The 18,052-nt window shown below is 71.7% G+C and carries 15 protein-coding genes; 8 read left to right on the top strand and 7 right to left on the bottom strand.

The genetic code is table 11. From position 1 onward, the window contains the following. Positions 1–118 precede the first annotated feature (118 nt). Positions 119–1,042: a hypothetical protein gene (locus WME90_RS27945; protein WP_437275063.1), complete on the top strand. Its 924-nt coding sequence runs from the start codon at positions 119–121 to the stop codon at positions 1,040–1,042. A 55-nt stretch (positions 1,043–1,097) separates the two neighbouring features. Here WME90_RS27945 and WME90_RS27940 read toward each other — a convergent pair whose 3' ends face one another. The 5 genes from WME90_RS27940 to WME90_RS27920 form a co-directional block, all read right to left on the bottom strand. Then, complete coding sequence (locus WME90_RS27940; RefSeq protein ID WP_437275062.1) at positions 1,098–3,176, bottom strand: protein kinase domain-containing protein; 2,079 nt, start codon at positions 3,174–3,176, stop codon at positions 1,098–1,100. 105 nt (positions 3,177–3,281) lie between these two features. Next, complete coding sequence (locus WME90_RS27935) at positions 3,282–3,917, bottom strand: hypothetical protein (RefSeq protein WP_437275061.1); 636 nt, start codon at positions 3,915–3,917, stop codon at positions 3,282–3,284. Positions 3,918–3,943: 26 nt separating this feature from the next. After that, a complete protein-coding gene (locus WME90_RS27930; protein ID WP_437275060.1) occupies positions 3,944–4,465 on the bottom strand; it encodes a hypothetical protein in 522 nt (173 codons plus the stop codon). Positions 4,466–4,547: 82 nt separating this feature from the next. Beyond that, positions 4,548–5,576 carry a fibrinogen-like YCDxxxxGGGW domain-containing protein gene (locus WME90_RS27925; protein ID WP_437275059.1) on the bottom strand — a complete coding sequence of 343 codons (1,029 nt, stop codon included), beginning with the start codon at positions 5,574–5,576 and terminating at the stop codon, positions 4,548–4,550. 179 nt (positions 5,577–5,755) lie between these two features. After that, positions 5,756–6,928: a PAS domain-containing protein gene (locus WME90_RS27920; protein ID WP_437275058.1), complete on the bottom strand. Its 1,173-nt coding sequence runs from the start codon at positions 6,926–6,928 to the stop codon at positions 5,756–5,758. Between the two features lie 357 nt (positions 6,929–7,285). On the opposite strand from WME90_RS27920, the gene WME90_RS27915 reads away from it, so the two are divergent. From WME90_RS27915 to WME90_RS27885, 7 genes are all read left to right on the top strand, one after another. Then, complete coding sequence (locus WME90_RS27915) at positions 7,286–8,185, top strand: 1,4-dihydroxy-2-naphthoyl-CoA synthase (protein ID WP_012237941.1); 900 nt, start codon at positions 7,286–7,288, stop codon at positions 8,183–8,185. 163 nt (positions 8,186–8,348) lie between these two features. Then, positions 8,349–10,322, top strand: a complete 1,974-nt coding sequence (locus WME90_RS27910) for a glycoside hydrolase family 9 protein (protein WP_437275057.1) — start codon at positions 8,349–8,351, stop codon at positions 10,320–10,322. A gap of 264 nt (positions 10,323–10,586) precedes the next feature. Beyond that, positions 10,587–12,470, top strand: a complete 1,884-nt coding sequence (locus WME90_RS27905) for a DEAD/DEAH box helicase (protein WP_437275056.1) — start codon at positions 10,587–10,589, stop codon at positions 12,468–12,470. 103 nt (positions 12,471–12,573) lie between these two features. Then, positions 12,574–12,975 carry a DUF4398 domain-containing protein gene (locus tag WME90_RS27900; RefSeq protein WP_437275055.1) on the top strand — a complete coding sequence of 134 codons (402 nt, stop codon included), beginning with the start codon at positions 12,574–12,576 and terminating at the stop codon, positions 12,973–12,975. A gap of 29 nt (positions 12,976–13,004) precedes the next feature. After that, on the top strand, positions 13,005–13,964 hold the full coding sequence (locus tag WME90_RS27895; RefSeq protein ID WP_437275054.1) for an OmpA family protein: 960 nt from the start codon (positions 13,005–13,007) through the stop codon (positions 13,962–13,964). 53 nt (positions 13,965–14,017) lie between these two features. After that, a complete protein-coding gene (locus tag WME90_RS27890; RefSeq protein WP_437275053.1) occupies positions 14,018–14,860 on the top strand; it encodes a CPBP family glutamic-type intramembrane protease in 843 nt (280 codons plus the stop codon). Between the two features lie 339 nt (positions 14,861–15,199). Further along, entirely contained in the window at positions 15,200–16,003 is an 804-nt protein-coding gene (locus WME90_RS27885; protein WP_437275052.1) for a phytanoyl-CoA dioxygenase family protein, read from the top strand. A gap of 74 nt (positions 16,004–16,077) precedes the next feature. Here the strand turns inward: WME90_RS27885 and WME90_RS27880 are convergent, their stop codons facing one another. Both WME90_RS27880 and WME90_RS27875 read right to left on the bottom strand, forming a co-directional pair. Further along, positions 16,078–16,413 carry a 4Fe-4S binding protein gene (locus WME90_RS27880; protein ID WP_437275051.1) on the bottom strand — a complete coding sequence of 112 codons (336 nt, stop codon included), beginning with the start codon at positions 16,411–16,413 and terminating at the stop codon, positions 16,078–16,080. Then, the gene (locus WME90_RS27875) at positions 16,410–18,044 is read right to left on the bottom strand and encodes an FAD-binding protein (protein ID WP_437275050.1); all 1,635 of its coding nucleotides are present in this window, start codon (positions 18,042–18,044) and stop codon (positions 16,410–16,412) included. Before WME90_RS27875 ends, WME90_RS27880 begins: the two co-directional genes overlap by 4 nt. Positions 18,045–18,052 lie beyond the last annotated feature (8 nt).

The following is an 18,052-nucleotide window of genomic DNA, read 5'->3' as shown; positions in this document are numbered from 1 at the left end:
GCATTGCGCGCCTTCCTGGAAGGTGGGAGACTGCCAATTTAAGAAAGATCGATATTGCTGGTCGATGTCTGATCCTGGCCCTGCGCCAGGCTGCGCGACCACCTCAGAGGAGAGCCGAATGCCATCGATCCGTTTCATTGCGGTTGGTCTCCTGGGCGCCGGTGTGTTTACGGCGGGGTGCGTCGCCTCGTCGGACACCGAGCACGACGCCCTGTCCGACACCGACCCCGTCGAGACGGCGGAGCTGCCAATACGGCGCGACGCGGTGCCCATCGGATGTAACGGCCTGCTCCCCAGCGACTTCTGGGCGCCGGCGAACCGCACCGCGTTTCGGGCGCTCGGCCAGGCCGCGCTCGCCGGCGCCAACAAAGTCGTGGCCCCGACGGCGCTGCTCGGCACCTCTGGCGGAAAGAGCGTGCTCGACTACACCGTGCGCTGCGCGCTGTCCTCGGATCAGGTCGTTTACGGTCCGGACGGCCGTCCATTCTACGGCCACTTCGGGTTCGCGCCGGAATGGACGGAGCGCGCTCTCCTCACCTCGGAGCAGCGCTGGGTCTCGGCGTGCATCTTCCAGCATCTGAACGGCACCGGCGAGCATGTGGAGATCTTGCTGAATGGCAGCCACCCGGCCCTCGACTTCTCTCATGACGAGGAGCCCTTCGCGGATTTCGTCGTCCACGACGCCACGATGTACGGCAACGCGTTCCTTTCCGGGACCATCGCCGGGTATGCCTGCATCGATCCGGATCTCACCGGGGAGCTCTCGTCGCTCTCGCTGAGCTGCCCGCTCGATCTCAGCCTCCTCTCGCTGGAGCGGCTCTGTGGCCACGTACCGACGTGCGGTATCGCCTTCCTCGGACTCTGCGATCTGACCTGCGTGAAGGACGCCGCCGGCGACCAGACGTGCAACAACGTCCCGCTGCTCGGGACGCTCCTGGGGCCGCTGCTCGGGCCGAGCTTCCAGCGCTACTCCGAGACGATCCGGACCGACGTGCGCGACAGCGATCTCCTGCCGCTCTACGACGGCTGCGGCCTGCTCTGAGCGCGCCTCCGTGGCGAGGTCCCGCGGATAAAGAGGCCCGCCGTGTGCGCGCCCGTCACGTCCCGAGGCGCGTCTTCAGCTGCTGAATCGCGTCGGCGAGCGCCTTGTCGTCGCGGAAGCAGCACGGATCGCTCCTCCTGCACCGCGCGCCGTGCAGCACCTGGAGCTCGAAGAGCATGCGCTCGTCGCCCTCGGCCGCGGCGCGGCTGAAGAGCGCCCGCTTTCCGCCGCAGCTGGCCCTGCGGAACGCGAAGATGACGCGGAGCGCGGGGGTCGCGCGCGCCATCACGTCCGGCCGGGCGAGGATCTCGCTGGCGCGCCGGGCCGCCTTGGTGCCCCCCCGCGCGCGCACGAGGTCGAGCAGCACGTCGAGGCCGCCGCTGCCGAGCCGGTTCGTGAGCAGGTCGAAGACCTCGTCCGCCGCCGGGTTGTCCTCCTCGAACCCGATGCCCGCCACGGTGGAGAGCACCTCTTCGCGCAGGCCCCTGCTCAGGGCGAGCTCCGGATCGGCCTCCGCGAGGGCCAGCAGCGACCGCGCCCCGAGCACCCAGTTCCTCGTCGCCACCGCCCGGCTGAGCTGCGCGCGCGGGCTCGTGGCGCCGCGCGCGTCGTCCTCGGGCGCCGCGCTCGCCGGCGCCGGAGGGGGCGGCGCTGCCGGAGCCGGCGGGGGCTCCACGGAGGCGACCGCGGACGCCTCCGTGGGCGCCTCGGGCCGCCGGACGACGATCCAGAGCGCGACGCCGATCGCGAGCGCCGCCAGGGCCGAGAGCGCCGCCGCGAAGGGCACCCAGGCCGCCGAGGCTGCGGGCCGGCGGTGCGCGCGCGCGAGCAACGTTTTCCGGGGCCCCGGCCAGGCAGACGGGGCCTGCGCTCTGGGCGCCGCCACCGCGGCCTGCTCGGTGGCCGCGCCTGCCGTGGGGTCGCCCGCGGCGGTGGCCCGACCCGCCGCGGCGGCGCTGGCAGCCGCGGTGATCCCGCCCGCCGCAGCGGCCCCGCCCGCCGCAGCGGCCCCGCCCGCGGTGTCCTGGCCCGTCGCGGTGATCCCGCCGCCTGAAGCCGGCGACGGCGGCGCCGCCGCGCGTGTGATCGCCGCGAGCCCCTCATCGAGCGCCGCGATGGCGTCGGCCGCCGTCTGGAAGCGGAACGACGGATCCTGCTCTATGAGGCGCATCACGGCCTGCTCGACGGGGTAGGGCACCTCCAGATCCGGAGCGCGCACGCGGAGGGCCGGCGGACCTTCCGGCCCCTGTTGCTTGAGCCGCTCCACCACGTTCTTCGTGTCGAAGGGGTGCTGTCCGGTGAGCATCTCGTAGAGCACGAGCCCGAGCGCATACAGATCCGCGCGCGCGTCCACCGCATCCATCCCGCGCAGCGCTTCCGGCGCGAGGTACGCGAGCGTGCCGAACACCTCGCCGGCGCTGGTCAGGGCGGGGGTCGGCGCCGCCGTCTTGCGGCTCTGGCTGGACAGGAGATCGACGTTCACCTTCGCGAGGCCGAAATCGATGAGCCTGACCTGATCGTGCGCGTCGAGCAGGACGTTCAGGGGCTTCACGTCGCGATGGACGATGCCCTTCTCGTGCGCCGCCCCGAGCGCCGACGCGATCTGGCGCGCGATGCGGAGCGCCCGCGCGGGCGGGAGCCGTCCCCTCGCGATCGCGTCCTTGAGCGGCGTGCCCTCGACGTACTCGAGGACGAGGAAGTACGACGCGTCGTCCAGCTGACCGAAGTCGATGGCCGCGACGACGTTCGGGTGCCGGATGTGCGCGCCCGCGACGGCCTCCCGCTCGAACCGCGCCACGAGCTCCGGCATCCGCCGGGCGAGGGGCCGGAGCAGCTTGATCGCCACCTGCTTGCGGAGGTGCACCTGCTCGCCGCGGTAGACGGCGCCCATCCCACCCTCGCCGATGAGCTCGTGGACGCGGTAGCGCCCCGAGATCAGGCTCCCGATCAGCGCGTCGCCGCCCGCGCCCCCGGCCGCGGCCGCCGCCTCGATCGCCTCGATGTCCTCGGTGAGCGCCGAGCTCGAGAGCTCCTCCATGGGCTGCGCGGCCGGCGCGCCGAGCCTCGGCACCGTGAGGTCCTCCTCGACGAAGGCCGAGCCGAGCGTCTCTTCGGATCGCGGCGTCTCCGGCATGCGGTGCAGGATATCAGGTCGGCCGGCGCCGCGGGGGAGCGGGGAGCAGGCGTTTTACAAACCGGGGGGCGGGGGAGCGCGCGCCGTCCGGCGGCGGCGCTCCCATCACAGGAGGAACGACACGCCCAGCGAGAACGCAGGATATCCGAGTCGCATCGTGAGCGTCACATTCTCCGTGAAGTGGAAGCGCCCGCCGACGAACAGGGCCGGTGAGACCCCGAAGGCCGCACGGCGCCCCAGGTCTCCGAGGTAGAGCGACAGCCCCGGCTCGCCGAAGACCGACCACTTCCGGTGAAGCCAGAAGTTCCACTGCATCACGACCGAGCCGAACACGTAGTTCGACGGCGCCCCGTACCCGTCGACCTCGGTGCAGATACGCGTGCCCGCGGGCCCGTTCTCGAAGCGGGTGCAGACGCCGCGGTAGTCCGGGTCGCCGCCGTAGTGGACGCCGTCGAGGCCGAAGCCGATGCCCACCGAGTCGTTGATGCGCTTGATGAAGCCGTCGGGCGCGATGTCGATGGTGGCGCGGAACCCGGCGCCGATGCCGCTCCCCGAGCCGGGGCCGAGCGGCTCGAACGGCGTGATGAGGAGGTGCGGCTCCAGCTCGACCTTGTAATCCGGGCGATCGCCGGGGCGCTTGATCGTCATCTGCGCTTCACCGACCTCGGCCCACCCGATCGTCAGCGCCGCGAACGAGAGCGCGGCGGCCAGGAGGCGCGGCGCGCGAAGCTGCGATGTCATCGCTCTCTGCATCGGTCTCGGTCTCCTCAGCATCCGCCGCACGCGCGCGAGCCGTTCGGGCACACGACCGCGGCCTCGCCGCCTGGGCAGGTGACGCGGCACTCGCCGCCCACGTCGTCGCAGAACACCTGGCACGAGCCCCGGCACTCGACCTCGCAGGTCGACACGTTCCGGCAGGTCACGACGCTGTCCGATCCGACGCTGACGCCGCACCGGCTCGTGTCGTGGCACTCGTACCGGCAGTCGCGGTCGCAGATGGCCCCGCACGCCACCGTGTTATGGCAGTTGAGATCGCAGTGGTCCCCGCAGGAGGACGAGCACTCGTCGACGTCGAAGCACTCGAACGAGCACCCGTGCTCGCAGACGGCGCCGCAGCGGTGCATCTGGAAGCAGCGCTGGTCGCAGTTGTCCCCGTCGCAGCCGAGGTAACACTGGTCGCCTTGGGAGCACTCGCACGCGTCTCCCTCCACGCAGCCACCGTTGTTCCAGCAGCTCGCCAGGCAGAGGCTCGCGAAGAGCGTCAGCAAAGTCAGTGCATAAAAGCGCATGGCCGCGGCAGCATACCCGAGCCGCCTGGAAATTGTCACCAAATCCGCGGAGGTACGCGCGGAGGTACGCCTGAGGCCCGCCTCACCACCGTGTCCAGCGAGAGATTCGCCGCACCCGGGTATAGCGCGTCTGGTCGTTCGCGAGCCCGACCCGCTCCGCGATGTGTGTGCCGAGGTGGGGACCCCAGCCGCCGTCGTCGAGCGGTGCGTCCCCGTCCGCGCCGAGGTTGTATTCCCAGCACTGCGCGTAGTGCTGCGTGACGTTCAGGGATGCGTCCGCGCAGTTGTTATCCGGCGCAGTGTCACCGTCGTGGTCGCGCGACGACCATCCCGAGAGAAACTGTGCGAAGAAGACATTGGCGTCCCCGGAGCGCTGCACGGGGTCGAGGAACTTCATGGTCGTCGTGTCGATGCCTTTGACGGTCGCGCGCATGACCTCCGCGACGGTCCCCGCGACGTCCTCGATCTCGTCGCGGTACTCTCGGCCGACGAGGTAGAGCGAGCCCCTGTAGAAGTTCCGATCGAGCGCCGGCTCGCCCTTGGTCCCGAGCCGCTCGGCGTACGGGATGTCCCAGAACGACAGCGTCTTTCCCGCCGCCGAACCGACGCTGTTGTAGACGAGCGCCCACCCTCCTCCGCCCGCCTCCAGATCGCACACCACGGGGAACTCCGGGTCTCCCCCGGGCCCGTCCAGATCGAGGGTGTACACCCCGGTCGGCAGGCCGCTGGGGACGTCGGCGCACCGGGCATAGGCGCACCCCTGGTTGACCGCGCCGTCGCAGTCCTCGTCCTCGGCGGTGTCGCAGCGCTCGGGCGCGGGCAGGGCCTGTCCGGCGCACGGGCCGTACCCGTTCCCTTCCTCGTCGCAGGTCTTCACGCCGGCGCGGCAGGGGCCGCGGTTCAACGTGTCCGGCCGCCCTTCGTAACAGGCTTCCTGGCGCCTGGGCTCGCACGCGCGCCCGCCGCTCGACGCCGAGCCACCCCCGCCGGCGCTGGAGGCCGAGCCGCCCTCGCCGGCGCTGGAAGCCGAGGCGCTCCCGCCGCCTCCGGCGTCGCCGTCACCGAATCTCCGCACCCTCGTCGAGCAGGCCGACACGGCCGTGAGCAACACGATGGCTGCGCAGCAGGCTCCTGCGACCGAACCTTGGCCGAGCAACATGCGACCTCCAGGGACACGAACACACGCCACGCGGCCTTATACACCAGCCGGCCGGACGCGTGCATCCGCCCCGCGCGGCGTTCGGCTTCGCCGGGGGGCGCCGGCGCTCCCCGGCGAAGCCGGCGCTCTTTTTATTGGGGGAGGATCCGGGGCGCGCCCTGGTCGCCTTGCAACGCGAAGGCGATGGCGCTCTGGAGGGTGCTCTTTGTCACGATGCCCGCCAGGTCGAGCGAGAGCCCGACGAGCGTCTGCGCGACCGCCGGCCGGATGCCGGTCAGGATCGTCCTTGCGCCGAGCAGCTGAAGGGCCTTCGCGGTGTCGACGAGCCCGGAGGCGACCCGCGTGTCGATCTCCTTGAGCCCTGTCACGTCGAGGATGACCACCTGAGCCTGGGTGGACTGGACTCCAGCGAGCGCGACCGACATCACCTGCTCGATCCGCTCCGAGTCCATCTGGCCCACGAGGGGCATGACCGTGATGCGATCGGTGATCGGGATGAGCGGCGTCGACATCGCGTGCATCGTGTCGCGGAGCCGCGCGAGCGTCCGCTCGAGCTTCTCGAGCAGCTCCCTGTACGACGTGACGTCGTGGGCGGTGCCATAGACGAGGCGGCGCGACGGATCCTCGGCCGCGTCCATGTGTGCGGTCCACGCGAGCCACCTGTAGGAGCCGTCTTTGCACGCGTACCGGTTGTCGAACCGGATGGTCGTGTGGCCCTGGAAGAGCGCGGAGGCCTCGGCGAGCGTCGCCTCGCGGTCGTCGGGGTGGACGAACTCGATGAACGGCTTCGAGATCATCTCCGAGGGGGACCAGCCGAGGGTCCGCTCCCAGGCCGGGTTGGCGTGGCGGAAGAACCCGTCTGCGTCCAGGGTCACGAGGAGGCCCACGGAGACGCGGAACAGCTTCTCGTAGACCGTCGTCAGCTGCGCCACCTGCGCGAGCTGCGCCGCCCGCTCCCGGTCGCTCGTCAGGTCGAGCGCCGTGGCGACCGCGAGGCGCTCGGAGGGCGCGTCGTCCATGTCCACACAAGCGGTCCAGCCGAACCACCGGTACGAGCCGTCCTTGCACAAATAGCGATTGTCGAACCGGCCGTTCGTACGACCCTCGAAGAGGGCGGTGGCCTCGGCGAGCGTCGCCTCGCGGTCGTCGGGGTGGACGAGCTCGATGTACGGCCTGGCCTTGAGCTCGTCGAGGGACCATCCGAGGGTCCGCTCCCACGCGGAGCTCAGATCATGGAAGTAGCCACGCGCGTCCGCGGTGGCCAGGAGTCCTGACGAGACCTGGAGAAGTCGTTCGTAGCTCAAGCCCATATCGTCCCCTTTACGGCGCCCGCGCTCCCCTCGTCGCGGCCGCCCGCCATCAGCGATTCCCCCGTCCGGACGCAGGCGATCGCCTCCCGCGCCGCCTGGCCAGCGCGCGCGAGCGCGATAGTCCAGGCAGCGCGACGTCGACCACACGGCGCGTCGAAGCCTGCTTGTCCACGAGAACGGTTTATGTGTCAAGGGCATCGGGAGGCTCTTTAGCGGGCGCGCAGAGCCAGCAGCGGCAGGGGCGGCCGGGCCGGGAGTGCGTCCGCGCACGGACGGCGCCCGCTGTCATGCCGCCGAGGTTGCCAGCCCACGATGAGGCGGGTAGGGTCCGCGCCCCCAAAGGAGTAGATCATGACCGTCTCTGCGATTTTCAACCCGGCGCGCTGGCGTGAGGTCGACGGGTTCTCGTTCGAGGATCTCACCTATCACCGCGCCGTCGACCAGGGCACCGTGCGCATTGCGTTCAACCGGCCCGAGGTGCGCAACGCGTTTCGTCCCCGCACCGTCGATGAGCTGTACACCGCGCTCGAGCACGCGCGCACGACCTCGGACGTGGGTTGTGTGCTGATCACCGGCAACGGGCCCTCTCCGAAGGACGGCGGGTGGGCGTTCTGCTCCGGCGGCGATCAGCGCATTCGCGGGAAGGACGGGTACAAATACGAGGGCGAGAGCGCGGGGCAGGCGGACCCGGCGCGGCTCGGGCGGCTCCATATCCTGGAGGTGCAGCGGCTCATCCGGTTCATGCCCAAGGTCGTCATCGCGGTCGTGCCCGGCTGGGCGGCGGGCGGAGGCCACAGCCTTCACGTGGTCTGCGACATGACGCTGGCGAGCCGCGAGCACGCGATGTTCAAGCAGACGGACCCGGACGTGGCGAGCTTCGACAGCGGGTATGGCTCGGCGCTGCTCGCGCGGCAGGTCGGGCAGAAGAAGGCGCGGGAGATCTTCTTCCTCGGGCTCGATTACACGGCGGAGCAAGCGGCGGCGATGGGGATGGTCAACGCGGTCGTCCCTCACGCCGAGCTCGAGGAGGAGGCGCTGCGGTGGGGCGCGATCATCAACTCGAAGAGCCCGACCGCGATGAGGATGCTGAAGTACGGGTTCAACCTGCCTGACGAGGGGCTCGTCGGACAGCAGCTCTTCGCCGGCGAGGCGACGCGGCTCGCCTACGGTACGGAGGAGGCGAAGGAGGGCCGAGACGCTTTCCTGGAGAAGCGTCGTCCGGACTTCACGCGTTATCCCTGGCACTACTGACGACGCTCCGCCGCTCCCGGGCCAGCAGGCGCCCGCTCCCGCGCCAGCAGGCCGCCTCCACGCTTGACACCTGCGTCGACTCCGCCGATGGTGGCGCCGTCGTAAGTTTCCGCGCGAACCATCTTTGTCGCGCGGCTCTCAACTTCACCTGGAGATATGCACAATGCTTTGTCTTTTTGCTGGGAAGTCGGCTCATCGGGAGCGTTCATGGCTGTCGCTGGGAGGGTCGCTCCTTCTCGCGCTCGCGGGCGGCCTCGCCGCCGTTGGCTGCGGCGGCAACGACAGCGATAGCTCCTCGGGCGGCACGGGCGGCGCGGGGGCTTCGGGCGGCGGGGGGTCTTCGAGCGGCGCGGGGGCTTCGGGCGGCGCCGGGGGCGAGGCGCCGATCGAGACGGTGCCGCCGTCGGGCACCGAGCTGATCCGCGTCAACCAGGTCGGGTACCTGCCGGCCGCCGCCAAGGTCGCCACGGTCGTGGCGGCGGCGGACAAGCCGCATGCGTGGGAGCTCGTCGACGCCGGCGGCGCCGTGGTCGACAGCGGGGCGACCCGGGTCGTGGGCGACGACGCGAGCTCCGGAGAGCACGTTCACACAATCGATTTCAGCGGTTTCACCACCGCCGGCGAGGGGTACACGCTCCGTATCGGGGAGGTGTCGAGCCACCCGTTCGACGTGAGCCCGACCATCTACTCTCAGATGAAGTACGACGCGCTCGCGTACTTCTATCACAACCGTTCCGGCATCGAGATCCTGGAGGAGTACGTCGGTCCGGACTACGCGCGCCCCGCCGGGCACCTGCCGGACGAGGCGCCTTGCGGCGCGGATCTCGGCTGCACGTACACGCTCGACGTCACCGGCGGGTGGTATGACGCCGGCGATCACGGCAAATACGTGGTCAACGGCGGTATCTCCGCCTGGACGCTGCTGAACCAGTACGAGCGCTTCGTCGCGCTCGGGTCCACGGCGGACGACTTCGGCGACGGCAAGCTCAAGATCCCCGAGAACGCGAACCAGATCCCCGACCTCCTCGACGAGGCCCGGTGGGAGATCGCGTTCTTGCTCGCGATGCAGGTGCCGGAAGGCCAGCCCAACGCGGGCATGGTGCACCACAAGGTGCACGACCTGGAGTGGACCGGCCTGCCCATGCCGCCGAACGAGGATCCGCAGCCGCGCTTCCTCCGCCCGGTCAGCACGGCGGCGACGCTCAACCTGGCCGCCACCGCGGCCCAGGCCGCGCGCATCTGGCGCGAGCTCGATCCCGAGTTCTCGGCGGAGTGCCTCGAGGCCGCGACGCGGGCGTGGACCGCGGCGAAGGCGAACCCGAAGGTCATCCCCGACGAGAGCAAGGTCGTGGGCGGCGGCGCCTACGGTGACGGCGAGCTGAGCGACGAGTTCTACTGGGCGGCCGCCGAGCTCTTCCTCACCACGGAGGACGCCGCGTATCAGGCCGAGCTCGCGGCGTCGCCCTACAGCGAGGAGCTCGCGGGCGTGGACGGCACGTTCAGCGCCATGACGTGGGGGCAGGTCGACGGGCTGGGCGCCATCTCGCTCGCCGTGGTCGAGGCCCAGCACGCCGCGGCGGAGCGCGAGGCGGCCCGGACCCAGCTGATCGCCATCGCCGACAAGTACCTCGAGATCACCGGGGCGGAGGGGTACCGGGTGCCCTTCAAGGCGAACGAGAAAGGGTATCCCTGGGGCTCCAACTCCTTCGTGCTCAACAACATGCTGGTCCTGGCCCTGGCCCACGACTTCACCGGCGAGCAGAAGTACTTCGACGGCGTGGCGTCGGGCGCGGATTACGTCCTCGGGCGCAACCCGATGGACAAGTCCTATGTCTCCGGCTACGGCGAGAACCCGCTCAAGAACCCGCATCATCGCTTCTGGGCGCACCAGCTGGACGAGTCGTTCCCGTCCGCTCCGCCGGGCGCGGTCTCCGGCGGGCCGAACTCCGGGCTGGAGGATGACGTGGCGAAGGAGGCGCTCGGCGCGACCGAAGGCCGCGCGAAGTGCGCCGCGCAGAAGTGCTACATCGACGACATCGAGGCGTGGTCGGTCAACGAGATCACGATCAACTGGAACAGCCCGCTCGCGTGGACGGTGGCCTGGCTCGACGAGAAGGCCAAGGCGAGCGCTCAGTGACCAGAGCGCGTTGGTGAGGCCCCTTGACTAAGGTGGGGCCTGTCGAACCACCAAGCCGCCGAGATGCCACGAGAATCCCAGTAATATCGGCGCCTTGTGGCGTCTTGGCGGCATCGTCATTCCAGCCGGGCGGGGGAATTCCAGCGTCACACGGAGCGCCGTGCGGCCGCGCCGCGGGCGCGCCGCGCGCGATGAGGGCGATGAGCGCGGTGAGGGCGATTGGCCGCGACAACCGTCCAGCTTCTGCTAGGTTGCGCGGCTTTCATGAATCCAGACTCACTGCACGACGCTCTGCCCGCGCCGCTCGCGGGCGCCCTCGCCCGCCGCGGCTTCACCTCGCTCACCCCCGTCCAACAGGCCGTCCTCGCCCCCGAGCTCGCCGGGCGGGACCTCCGTATCTCCTCGCAGACCGGCTCCGGAAAGACCGTGGCCATCGGCATCGCGCTCGCCCCCCGCCTCGAGCGCGCGCTCGCCGATCGCGCCGCCGCGGCCTCGCCCGACGGCGCGCCCCGGAACGCGGCGGCTCCCGCGGCGGTGATCATCGCGCCGACGCGCGAGCTCGCCGCGCAGATCGCCGGCGAGCTCAGCTGGCTGCTCTCGCCGCTCGGCGCGCGCGTCGCGTGTGTCACCGGCGGCACGAGCTTCGGCGCCGAGGCGCGCGGGCTGCGGCGCGACCCCCTGGTCATCGCCGGGACGCCCGGCCGCCTGCTCGATCACCTGGAGCGTGGGACCCTCGATCCGCGCGGCGTCCTCGCCCTCGTGCTCGACGAGGCGGACCAGATGCTCGACCTCGGCTTCCGCGACGACCTCGAGGCGATCGTCGGCAAGATGCCCGCGGATCGCCAGACCCACCTCGTGTCGGCCACCTTCTCCCGCGAGGTCCGCGCGCTCGCCGATCGCTTCCAGCGGGACGCGGTGAGCGTCGAGGGCACGCGACCCGGCGCCGCGAACGGCGACATCGCGCACGTCGCCCACCTCGTCCTGCCGGCGGAGCGCGAAGCGGCGGTCGTGAACCTGCTGCTCCTCGCGCCCGGCGAGCGCACGCTCGTCTTCGTGCGCACGCGCGAGGGCGCCGCCGAGCTGGCCGACAAGCTCACCGCGCTCGGCCTGCCCGCGCGCGCCCTCAGCGGCGATCTCGAGCAGCGGGAGCGGACGCGCACGCTCGACGCGTTCCGCTCGGGCGCCATCACCACCCTCGTCGCGACCGACGTGGCCGCGCGCGGCATCGACGTCCCCGAGGTCGGGCGCGTCATCCACGCCGATCCCCCGGGTGATCCCGAGATCTTCACGCACCGGAGCGGCCGCACCGGCCGGGCCGGTCGCAAGGGGACGAGCGTGCTGCTCGTCGCGCCGTTCGCGCGCGAGCAAGCGCTGAGGCTGCTCCGGCGCGCGCGCGTCGAGGCCACGTTCCGGCCGGCCCCGTCGCCGGACGACGTGCTCCGCGCCGCGGACGAGCGGCTCGCCGCCGAGCTCGCCGCCGCGCGCCGGGTCGAGGCGGACGCGGGCGACGCGGCCGCGGCCGACGCGAGCGCGCGCGGCCAGCGCGAGGCGTCCGGCCCCGCGCCCGACGCGCGGCACAGGGAGCTCGCCGCGCGCCTGCTCGCGGACATGGACGCGACAGAGCTCGTCGCGGCCCTCCTCGCGCGGGCGAAGCACACAGGCCCCTGCGCCCCGCAGCCCGTCACCGCCGTCGCGCCGGCCCGGTCCGAGCCGCCTGCGTCGCGCGCCCGGCCCTCTGCGCCGCCGTGGTCCGGGGTGCCGTCGCGCGCCCGGCCCTCTGCGCCGCCGTGGTCCGGGGCGCCGTCGCGCGCCCGTCCGCCGGCGCCGCCGTGGTCCGATGCGCCGTCGCGCGCCCGGCCCGCCGCGCGTCGCGGCGACGGGGAGCAGCCCCCGCGCCTCCCGTTCGTGCCTTTCCAGGTCAACTGGGGGGAGCGCCACGGCGCGGACCCCCGGCGCCTGCTCGCCCTCGTGTGCCGCCGCGGCGGCGTGTCGAGCCAGCAGATCGGCGCGATCCGCATCGGCTCCACCGCGTCCGTCGTCGAGGTGGCCTCCCCGGCCGCGCCCGAGTTCGCGCGCGCGGTCAACCAGCCCGACGCGCGTGACGCGCGGATCCGCATCGTCCGCGCGAGCTCGATGCGCGTCGAGTAGAGCCTACTCGGGCACGGCGGACGGGGGCAGACGGCAGAGATCGCTCACAGCGGTCGGGGTTTCCTGGTTTCTCGACGACCTCGGGTTGTTGTACAACGGCCAGGTGAACCGAAGCCCGATCAACAAGCTACCCCCACGCCGCCTCGCGAGCCCGGCCGCGGTGCTCGCTGCAGTGCTCGGTCTCTCTCTCGTCGCGTGCGGCGGCTCCGTGCCTCCGCCGAACGATCAGCTCGCCTCGTCCCAGGCCGCGATCCGCGCGGCCGACGAGGTGGGCGCCGGGTCCGACCCCCAGGCCACCCTCCACCTGAAGCTCGCGCGCGAGCAGCTCGAGAAGGCCAAGCAGCAGATGCAGGCGGAGGACAACGAGTCTGCCACGCGCCTTCTCCAGCGCGCCGAGGCCGACGCCGAGCTCGCGCTGGCGCTCGCGAAGGTGCGCGCCACGCAGGCCGAGGCGCAGGAGGCGCTGAAGCAGGTCGAGAAGCTGAAGCAGGCGGGGGTCAAGTGAAGCGAGAGGTGATGATGATGGCTCCTCCGATGAAGAACCCGTCCTGGCTGGGCCGGTCCCTCGCGCTCTGCGCCGCGCTCTACGCGGCGTCGGGGTGCGGCGCGGCGGTCCCGCCGAAGGAGCTCGTCGATGCCCGCGCGAGCTACAGGCGCGCGGCGGAGGGCGCCGCGGCGAGCCTCGCGCCCGCCCAGCTCGACACGGCGAAGCAGGCGCTCTCCCGCGCCGAGGGGGCGTTCGGAGAGGACCCCGAGGCCCCGCAGACGCGCGACCTCGCGTACATCGCCGACCGCAAGGCCCGGGAGGCCGAGGCGGCGGCGGCGCTGCAGCAGGCGCAGCGCGACAAGGTCGCGGCCGAGGGCGCCTTCAAGGACCTCTCGCAGCAGCAGCTCGCCAACGCGAGGGAGGCGCTGCACAGCGGCCAGCAGCAGATCGAGCGGGAGCGGTACGCGCGCGCCCAGGCCGAGACCGCGCAGCAGCAGGCCGAGAGCGCGCGGCAGCAGGCCGAGAGCGCGCGCACCGCGGCCGAGAAGGGCCGCCAGGAGGCCGAGGCGGCGCGGCGGGAGGCCGAGCGCGTCGCGAACGCGGCGCTCGCGAGCCTCAAGGAGATCGCCGCGGTGAAGGAGGAGAAGCGCGGCGTGGTCATCACGCTCTCCGGCGCGGTCCTCTTCGCCTCGGGCAAGTCCGAGCTCCTGCCGATCGCCAAGGAGAAGCTCAGCCAGGTCGCGGCCACGCTGAAGGACCAGGGGTCGCCGCCCATCCGGATCGAGGGGCACACCGACTCGACCGGCTCCGCCCAGGCGAACCGCAAGCTCTCTCAGGAGCGCGCCGACGCCGTGAAGGCGCACCTCATCACGGCGGGGCTGCCCGCGGACAAGATCTCCACCGTCGGCCACGGGCCGGACCGCCCCGTGGCGGACAACTCGAGCGCCGAGGGCCGGGCCAACAACCGGCGCGTCGAGATCATCGTCAATCCCACCTCCCAGCAGTAGAAGCGCCTGCCCTGCGGTTGTGCCGGGGGCGCCGGCGGTGATAAGCACCGCGCGTGATCGGACGCTTTTTCCGCCGGATCTGGCAGGAGTACGTCATCGACCTGCGCGATCGGCTCGACGCCGAGGCGGCGCACCACCGGGCCACCACGCCTGCGGGCGAGGTCACCCGCCGGATTGTGTGGGTGTTCCTCACCGTGATCGGGGTGCTCATCTTCGTCCGGTTCGCGGGCAACGAGAACGAGACGCGCTGGATGGTCGACGGCCTGCGCGCCGTGGGCCTCGATGGCGCCGCGGCGAGGCTCCACGACGCGCTGAACACGTCCCCGGACCGCCGCTTTCACCAGCGGATCGTCTGGGCGGTCGGCCGCCTCACCGGCTATCTGATACCGACGCTCCTCGTTGCGAAGCTCGTGCTGCGGGCGCCGATCCGGAGCCTCGGCCTGCGCGTCCGCGGGACGGCCCGGCACACGCCAGTCTACGGCGTCCTCTTCGCCGGCCTGGCGCCGTTCCTGTTCGCCGCGTCGCTCTCGCCGGCCTTCCAGGCGAAGTATCCGTATTACAAGCTCGCCCCGGGCGAGGGCCTGTGGCCTTGGCTCTGGGCGTGGGAGGCCCTCTACGCCGCCCAGTTCGTGGCGCTCGAGTTCTTCTACCGCGGCTTCTTCCTCCACGGGATCCGCCGCGCGCTCGGCTACTCCTCGATCTTCGTCATGATGGTGCCTTACGCGATGATCCATTTCGGCAAGCCGCTGCCCGAGGCGCTCGGCTCCGTGCTCGCCGGGTTCATCCTCGGCACGGTGAGCCTGAAGAGCGACTCCATCTGGGGCGGGTGCGCCATCCACATCGCGGTCGCGACATCGATGGACCTCCTCTCCCTGGCCCACCGCGGCCTACTTTAGAGCGGCGGTCACCCGCTTCGGATACGGGCCCATCTCGACGTTTTCGGTGCTCAGCGCACAGGAGTGCGCTTCCGCGCCGAAAACGCCGATCTGGGCCCGTCTCCTGTGCGGGTGACCGCCGCTCTTATGCTCTGCATGTAGCGAGAGATGAGAGATGAGAGATGAGATGGTTTCCTGTTGAGGACGCTTGATCGCCCCGGGCGTGGGCCCGCTGCCCGGGGCGCCCCGTTCTCTTCCGAAGACGATGATTCCCGCGATGGTGGGATGTGGATGAACCGGCAGAGAGCGAGCGCTGAGCTTGACGACTCCGCTCGATCCACTCAAAGCTTGGCGCGAGTCATGAGCCACGCCCGCCACACGAGCGCCGAGATGGATGAGCTTGCCCGCGCAGCGCAGCGCGATGGGTTCTGCCTGATAAAGAACCTCATTCCGAAGAGCCTGCTGCGCTCGTGGCGTGAGGCCTTCGCGCCGCTCCTCGACGCACACATCGCGCGTGAGGGGCACCTCAAGAACCGAGGGCCGGGTCGCTATTACGTGACGCTCCCGTTCAAGGCCCCCTTCGCGGAGCCGCGCATCTACGAGGACGAGACGATCCTGGGCGTGGTGGAGCGCCTCGTCGGGGCCGACATGACCATGGTCCAGCTCGCCACCGACACCCCGCTCCTCGGGTCCGACTACCAGGAAGTCCACCGCGACGCGCCGCCGCTCTTCCCCGAGACCGGGAGAGAGACGCCTGCGTTCCAGCTCGCCGTCAACTTCCCCCTTGTCGACGTCAACGCCGAGAACGGCCCGATCGAGATCGCCCGCGGCACGCACATGCTCTCCAAGGCCGAGGGGATGCGGCGCCTCGAGCAGGGCGAGGTCGCGCTCGAGCCGATCGCCATGGCGCTCGGCGACGTCATGGTCCGCGACGTTCGCGGCCTCCACCGCGGAACCCCGAACCGCTCGCGCGAGCCGCGGCCCATGGTCGTCATCGGCTACAGCCGCCGCTGGCTCTTCCGCCCGGAGGTCTCTATCCGCGTGCCCCGCGAGAGCCTCCCCCAGTTGTCGGAGCGGGCGAAGCGCATGCTCCGCTTCAATCCCATCGTCGAATCGCTCGACGCGCCCGAGGAGAGCGAGAGCTACCAGGCCTTCGCCTACTGACGCGCGCCGCCGCTCGCCCGGACCGACCGCGGGTCCGCCCGGAGAGCGCCGGCGCGGGGAGCGTCACGCGGTGTTCATTGCCCGGCCGTCACGGCGCGGAACCGGAACGTGGGGTCGCGGTCCGTGCCGCTCGGCCTCGCGGCGTGCCACCCGAGGTGGTGCGCGTAGCTTCCCAGGTGGCCGTCCCGCTCGAGCCGCTCCTCCGCGACCGGGTCGCGGCGCTCGGCGAGCGGGCTCACGTAGAGCGCGTCGGTCGGGCAGTAGAGCTCGCACATGAAGCACGTCTGACAGTCCTGCTGGCGCGCGATGACAGGCGCCTCGCCTGGCCGCGCCTCGAAGACGTTCGTGGGGCAGACCTTGACGCAGAGGTTGCAATCGATGCAGCGGGCGTCGCTCAAGAGCTCGATCACGCGAGATCTCCTCGGTTGGAGGGCCGGTGGGAGGGGCCAAGCGGGTGCCGGCGGGGCTCGACCCAGACAGACGAGAGCCCGCCGGTGGTGAGGTGATGGGCCTGCTCGGGATCCGTGTCCGGCAGGTCCGTGCGCTGGTGCAGCCCCCGGGACTCGGCGCGCACGAGCGCGCTGCGGTAGCAGAAGCGCGCCGTCGCCAGCAGCGCGGCCGCCTCGCGCGCGCGGACCTGCGCGACGCCGGCGGCGCGCAGGCGCGCGCTCGCGTCGCGCCACGCGCCCTCGAGCCGCTCGACCGACGCCGCCAGCTGGTGACCTTGCCGGAAGAGGTTCTTGTCGAGCGGCAGCATCTCCTGCTGGACGAGGCCGATGACCTCCCCTGCGTCGAGCCCGCCCGGCGTCCCGCTGGGCCGGAGGCCGACGGTCCCGGCGGCGCGCACGGCCCTCGCCGCGGCGCGGTCCCCCAGGCCGGCCGCGAAGCGCGCCGCGGCGTGGCCAGCCCACGTGCCGCTCGAGATGGCCCACGCGGCGTTGGGGCTCCCGCCGCCGCTCGAGGCGCCGACGATGAGCTCGCGCGAGGCCGCGTCGCCCGCGGCGTAGAGCCCCGGGACGCTCGTCGCGCACTCCTCGTCGACGACGCGGATCCCGCCGCTTCCGCGCACCGTGCCCTCCGCGCGCAAGGTGACCGGGAACCGCTGCTTGAACGGGTCGATCCCGAGCCGGTCGTGCGGCAGAAAGCAGTTCGGCTGGCCGTCGCGCAGCCAGCGCTGGATCTCGGGGCCGGCGCGATCGAGCACCGCATAGACCGGCCCGCGGCGCAGCGCCCTCGCCACCGCGAGCATGCGATTGCCCCGGCTGTCGATCGGCTCGCCCGACTCGGTGGTGAAGGTCGCCCAGAAGTACGGGAGCCCCTTGGTGACCGAGGCATAAGCCGGGCTGATGCCATACTGGGCCGAGAACTCCATTCCGGAGAGCTCGGCGCCCACCTCCGCGGCCATCAGGTAGCCGTCGCCCGTGTTGACGTCGCAGCCGAGCGCCTTGCTCAGGAACGCGCAGCCGCCGCTGGCGAGCACCACGGCGCCGGCGCGGATGCGCCACGCGGCGTCCTCCTGTCGGGAGTAGCCCTGCGCGCCGGCGACCACCCCATCGCTCGCGAGCAGCTCGAGGGCGGGGGCGTGGTCGAGGATGCGGACGCCGGCGCGCCGGAGCTGCCGGCGCAGGAAGTACATGTAATCGGGGCCCCTCAGGTTGGCGCGGTACTGAAGGCCGCAGTCGTCCACGGGAAAGGGGTAGCCCCACGCCGCGAGCTGGTTGATCTGCGTCCAGGTCGCGTCGAGCACGCGCGCCATCCACTCGCGGTGCGCGAGCCCGCCGCTCCGCGCATAACGGCTCTCGATCGCGCGCTCGCGGGCGTCCCCGTCGGGTGTCACGTACCAGGCCCCGGTGTTCGCGGGCGCTGTCGCGCCCGACGTGCCGCAATAGCCCTTGTCGACGAGCACCACGCCGCGCGCGCCGCTCGCCGCGGCCCCCAGCGCGGCCCACGCGCCGGCGGGGCCGCCGCCGATCACCAGCACGTCGGCGACGTCGTCGATCTCGGAGGCGCGGGGAGGGGACAGCGTCGCAGGGGTGCTCATCGGAGATC

This window comes from Sorangium sp. So ce375 (genome assembly GCF_051473855.1).
Classification (GTDB): domain Bacteria; phylum Myxococcota_A; class Polyangia; order Polyangiales; family Polyangiaceae; genus Sorangium.
This window is presented reverse-complemented; position numbering and strand designations above follow the sequence as displayed.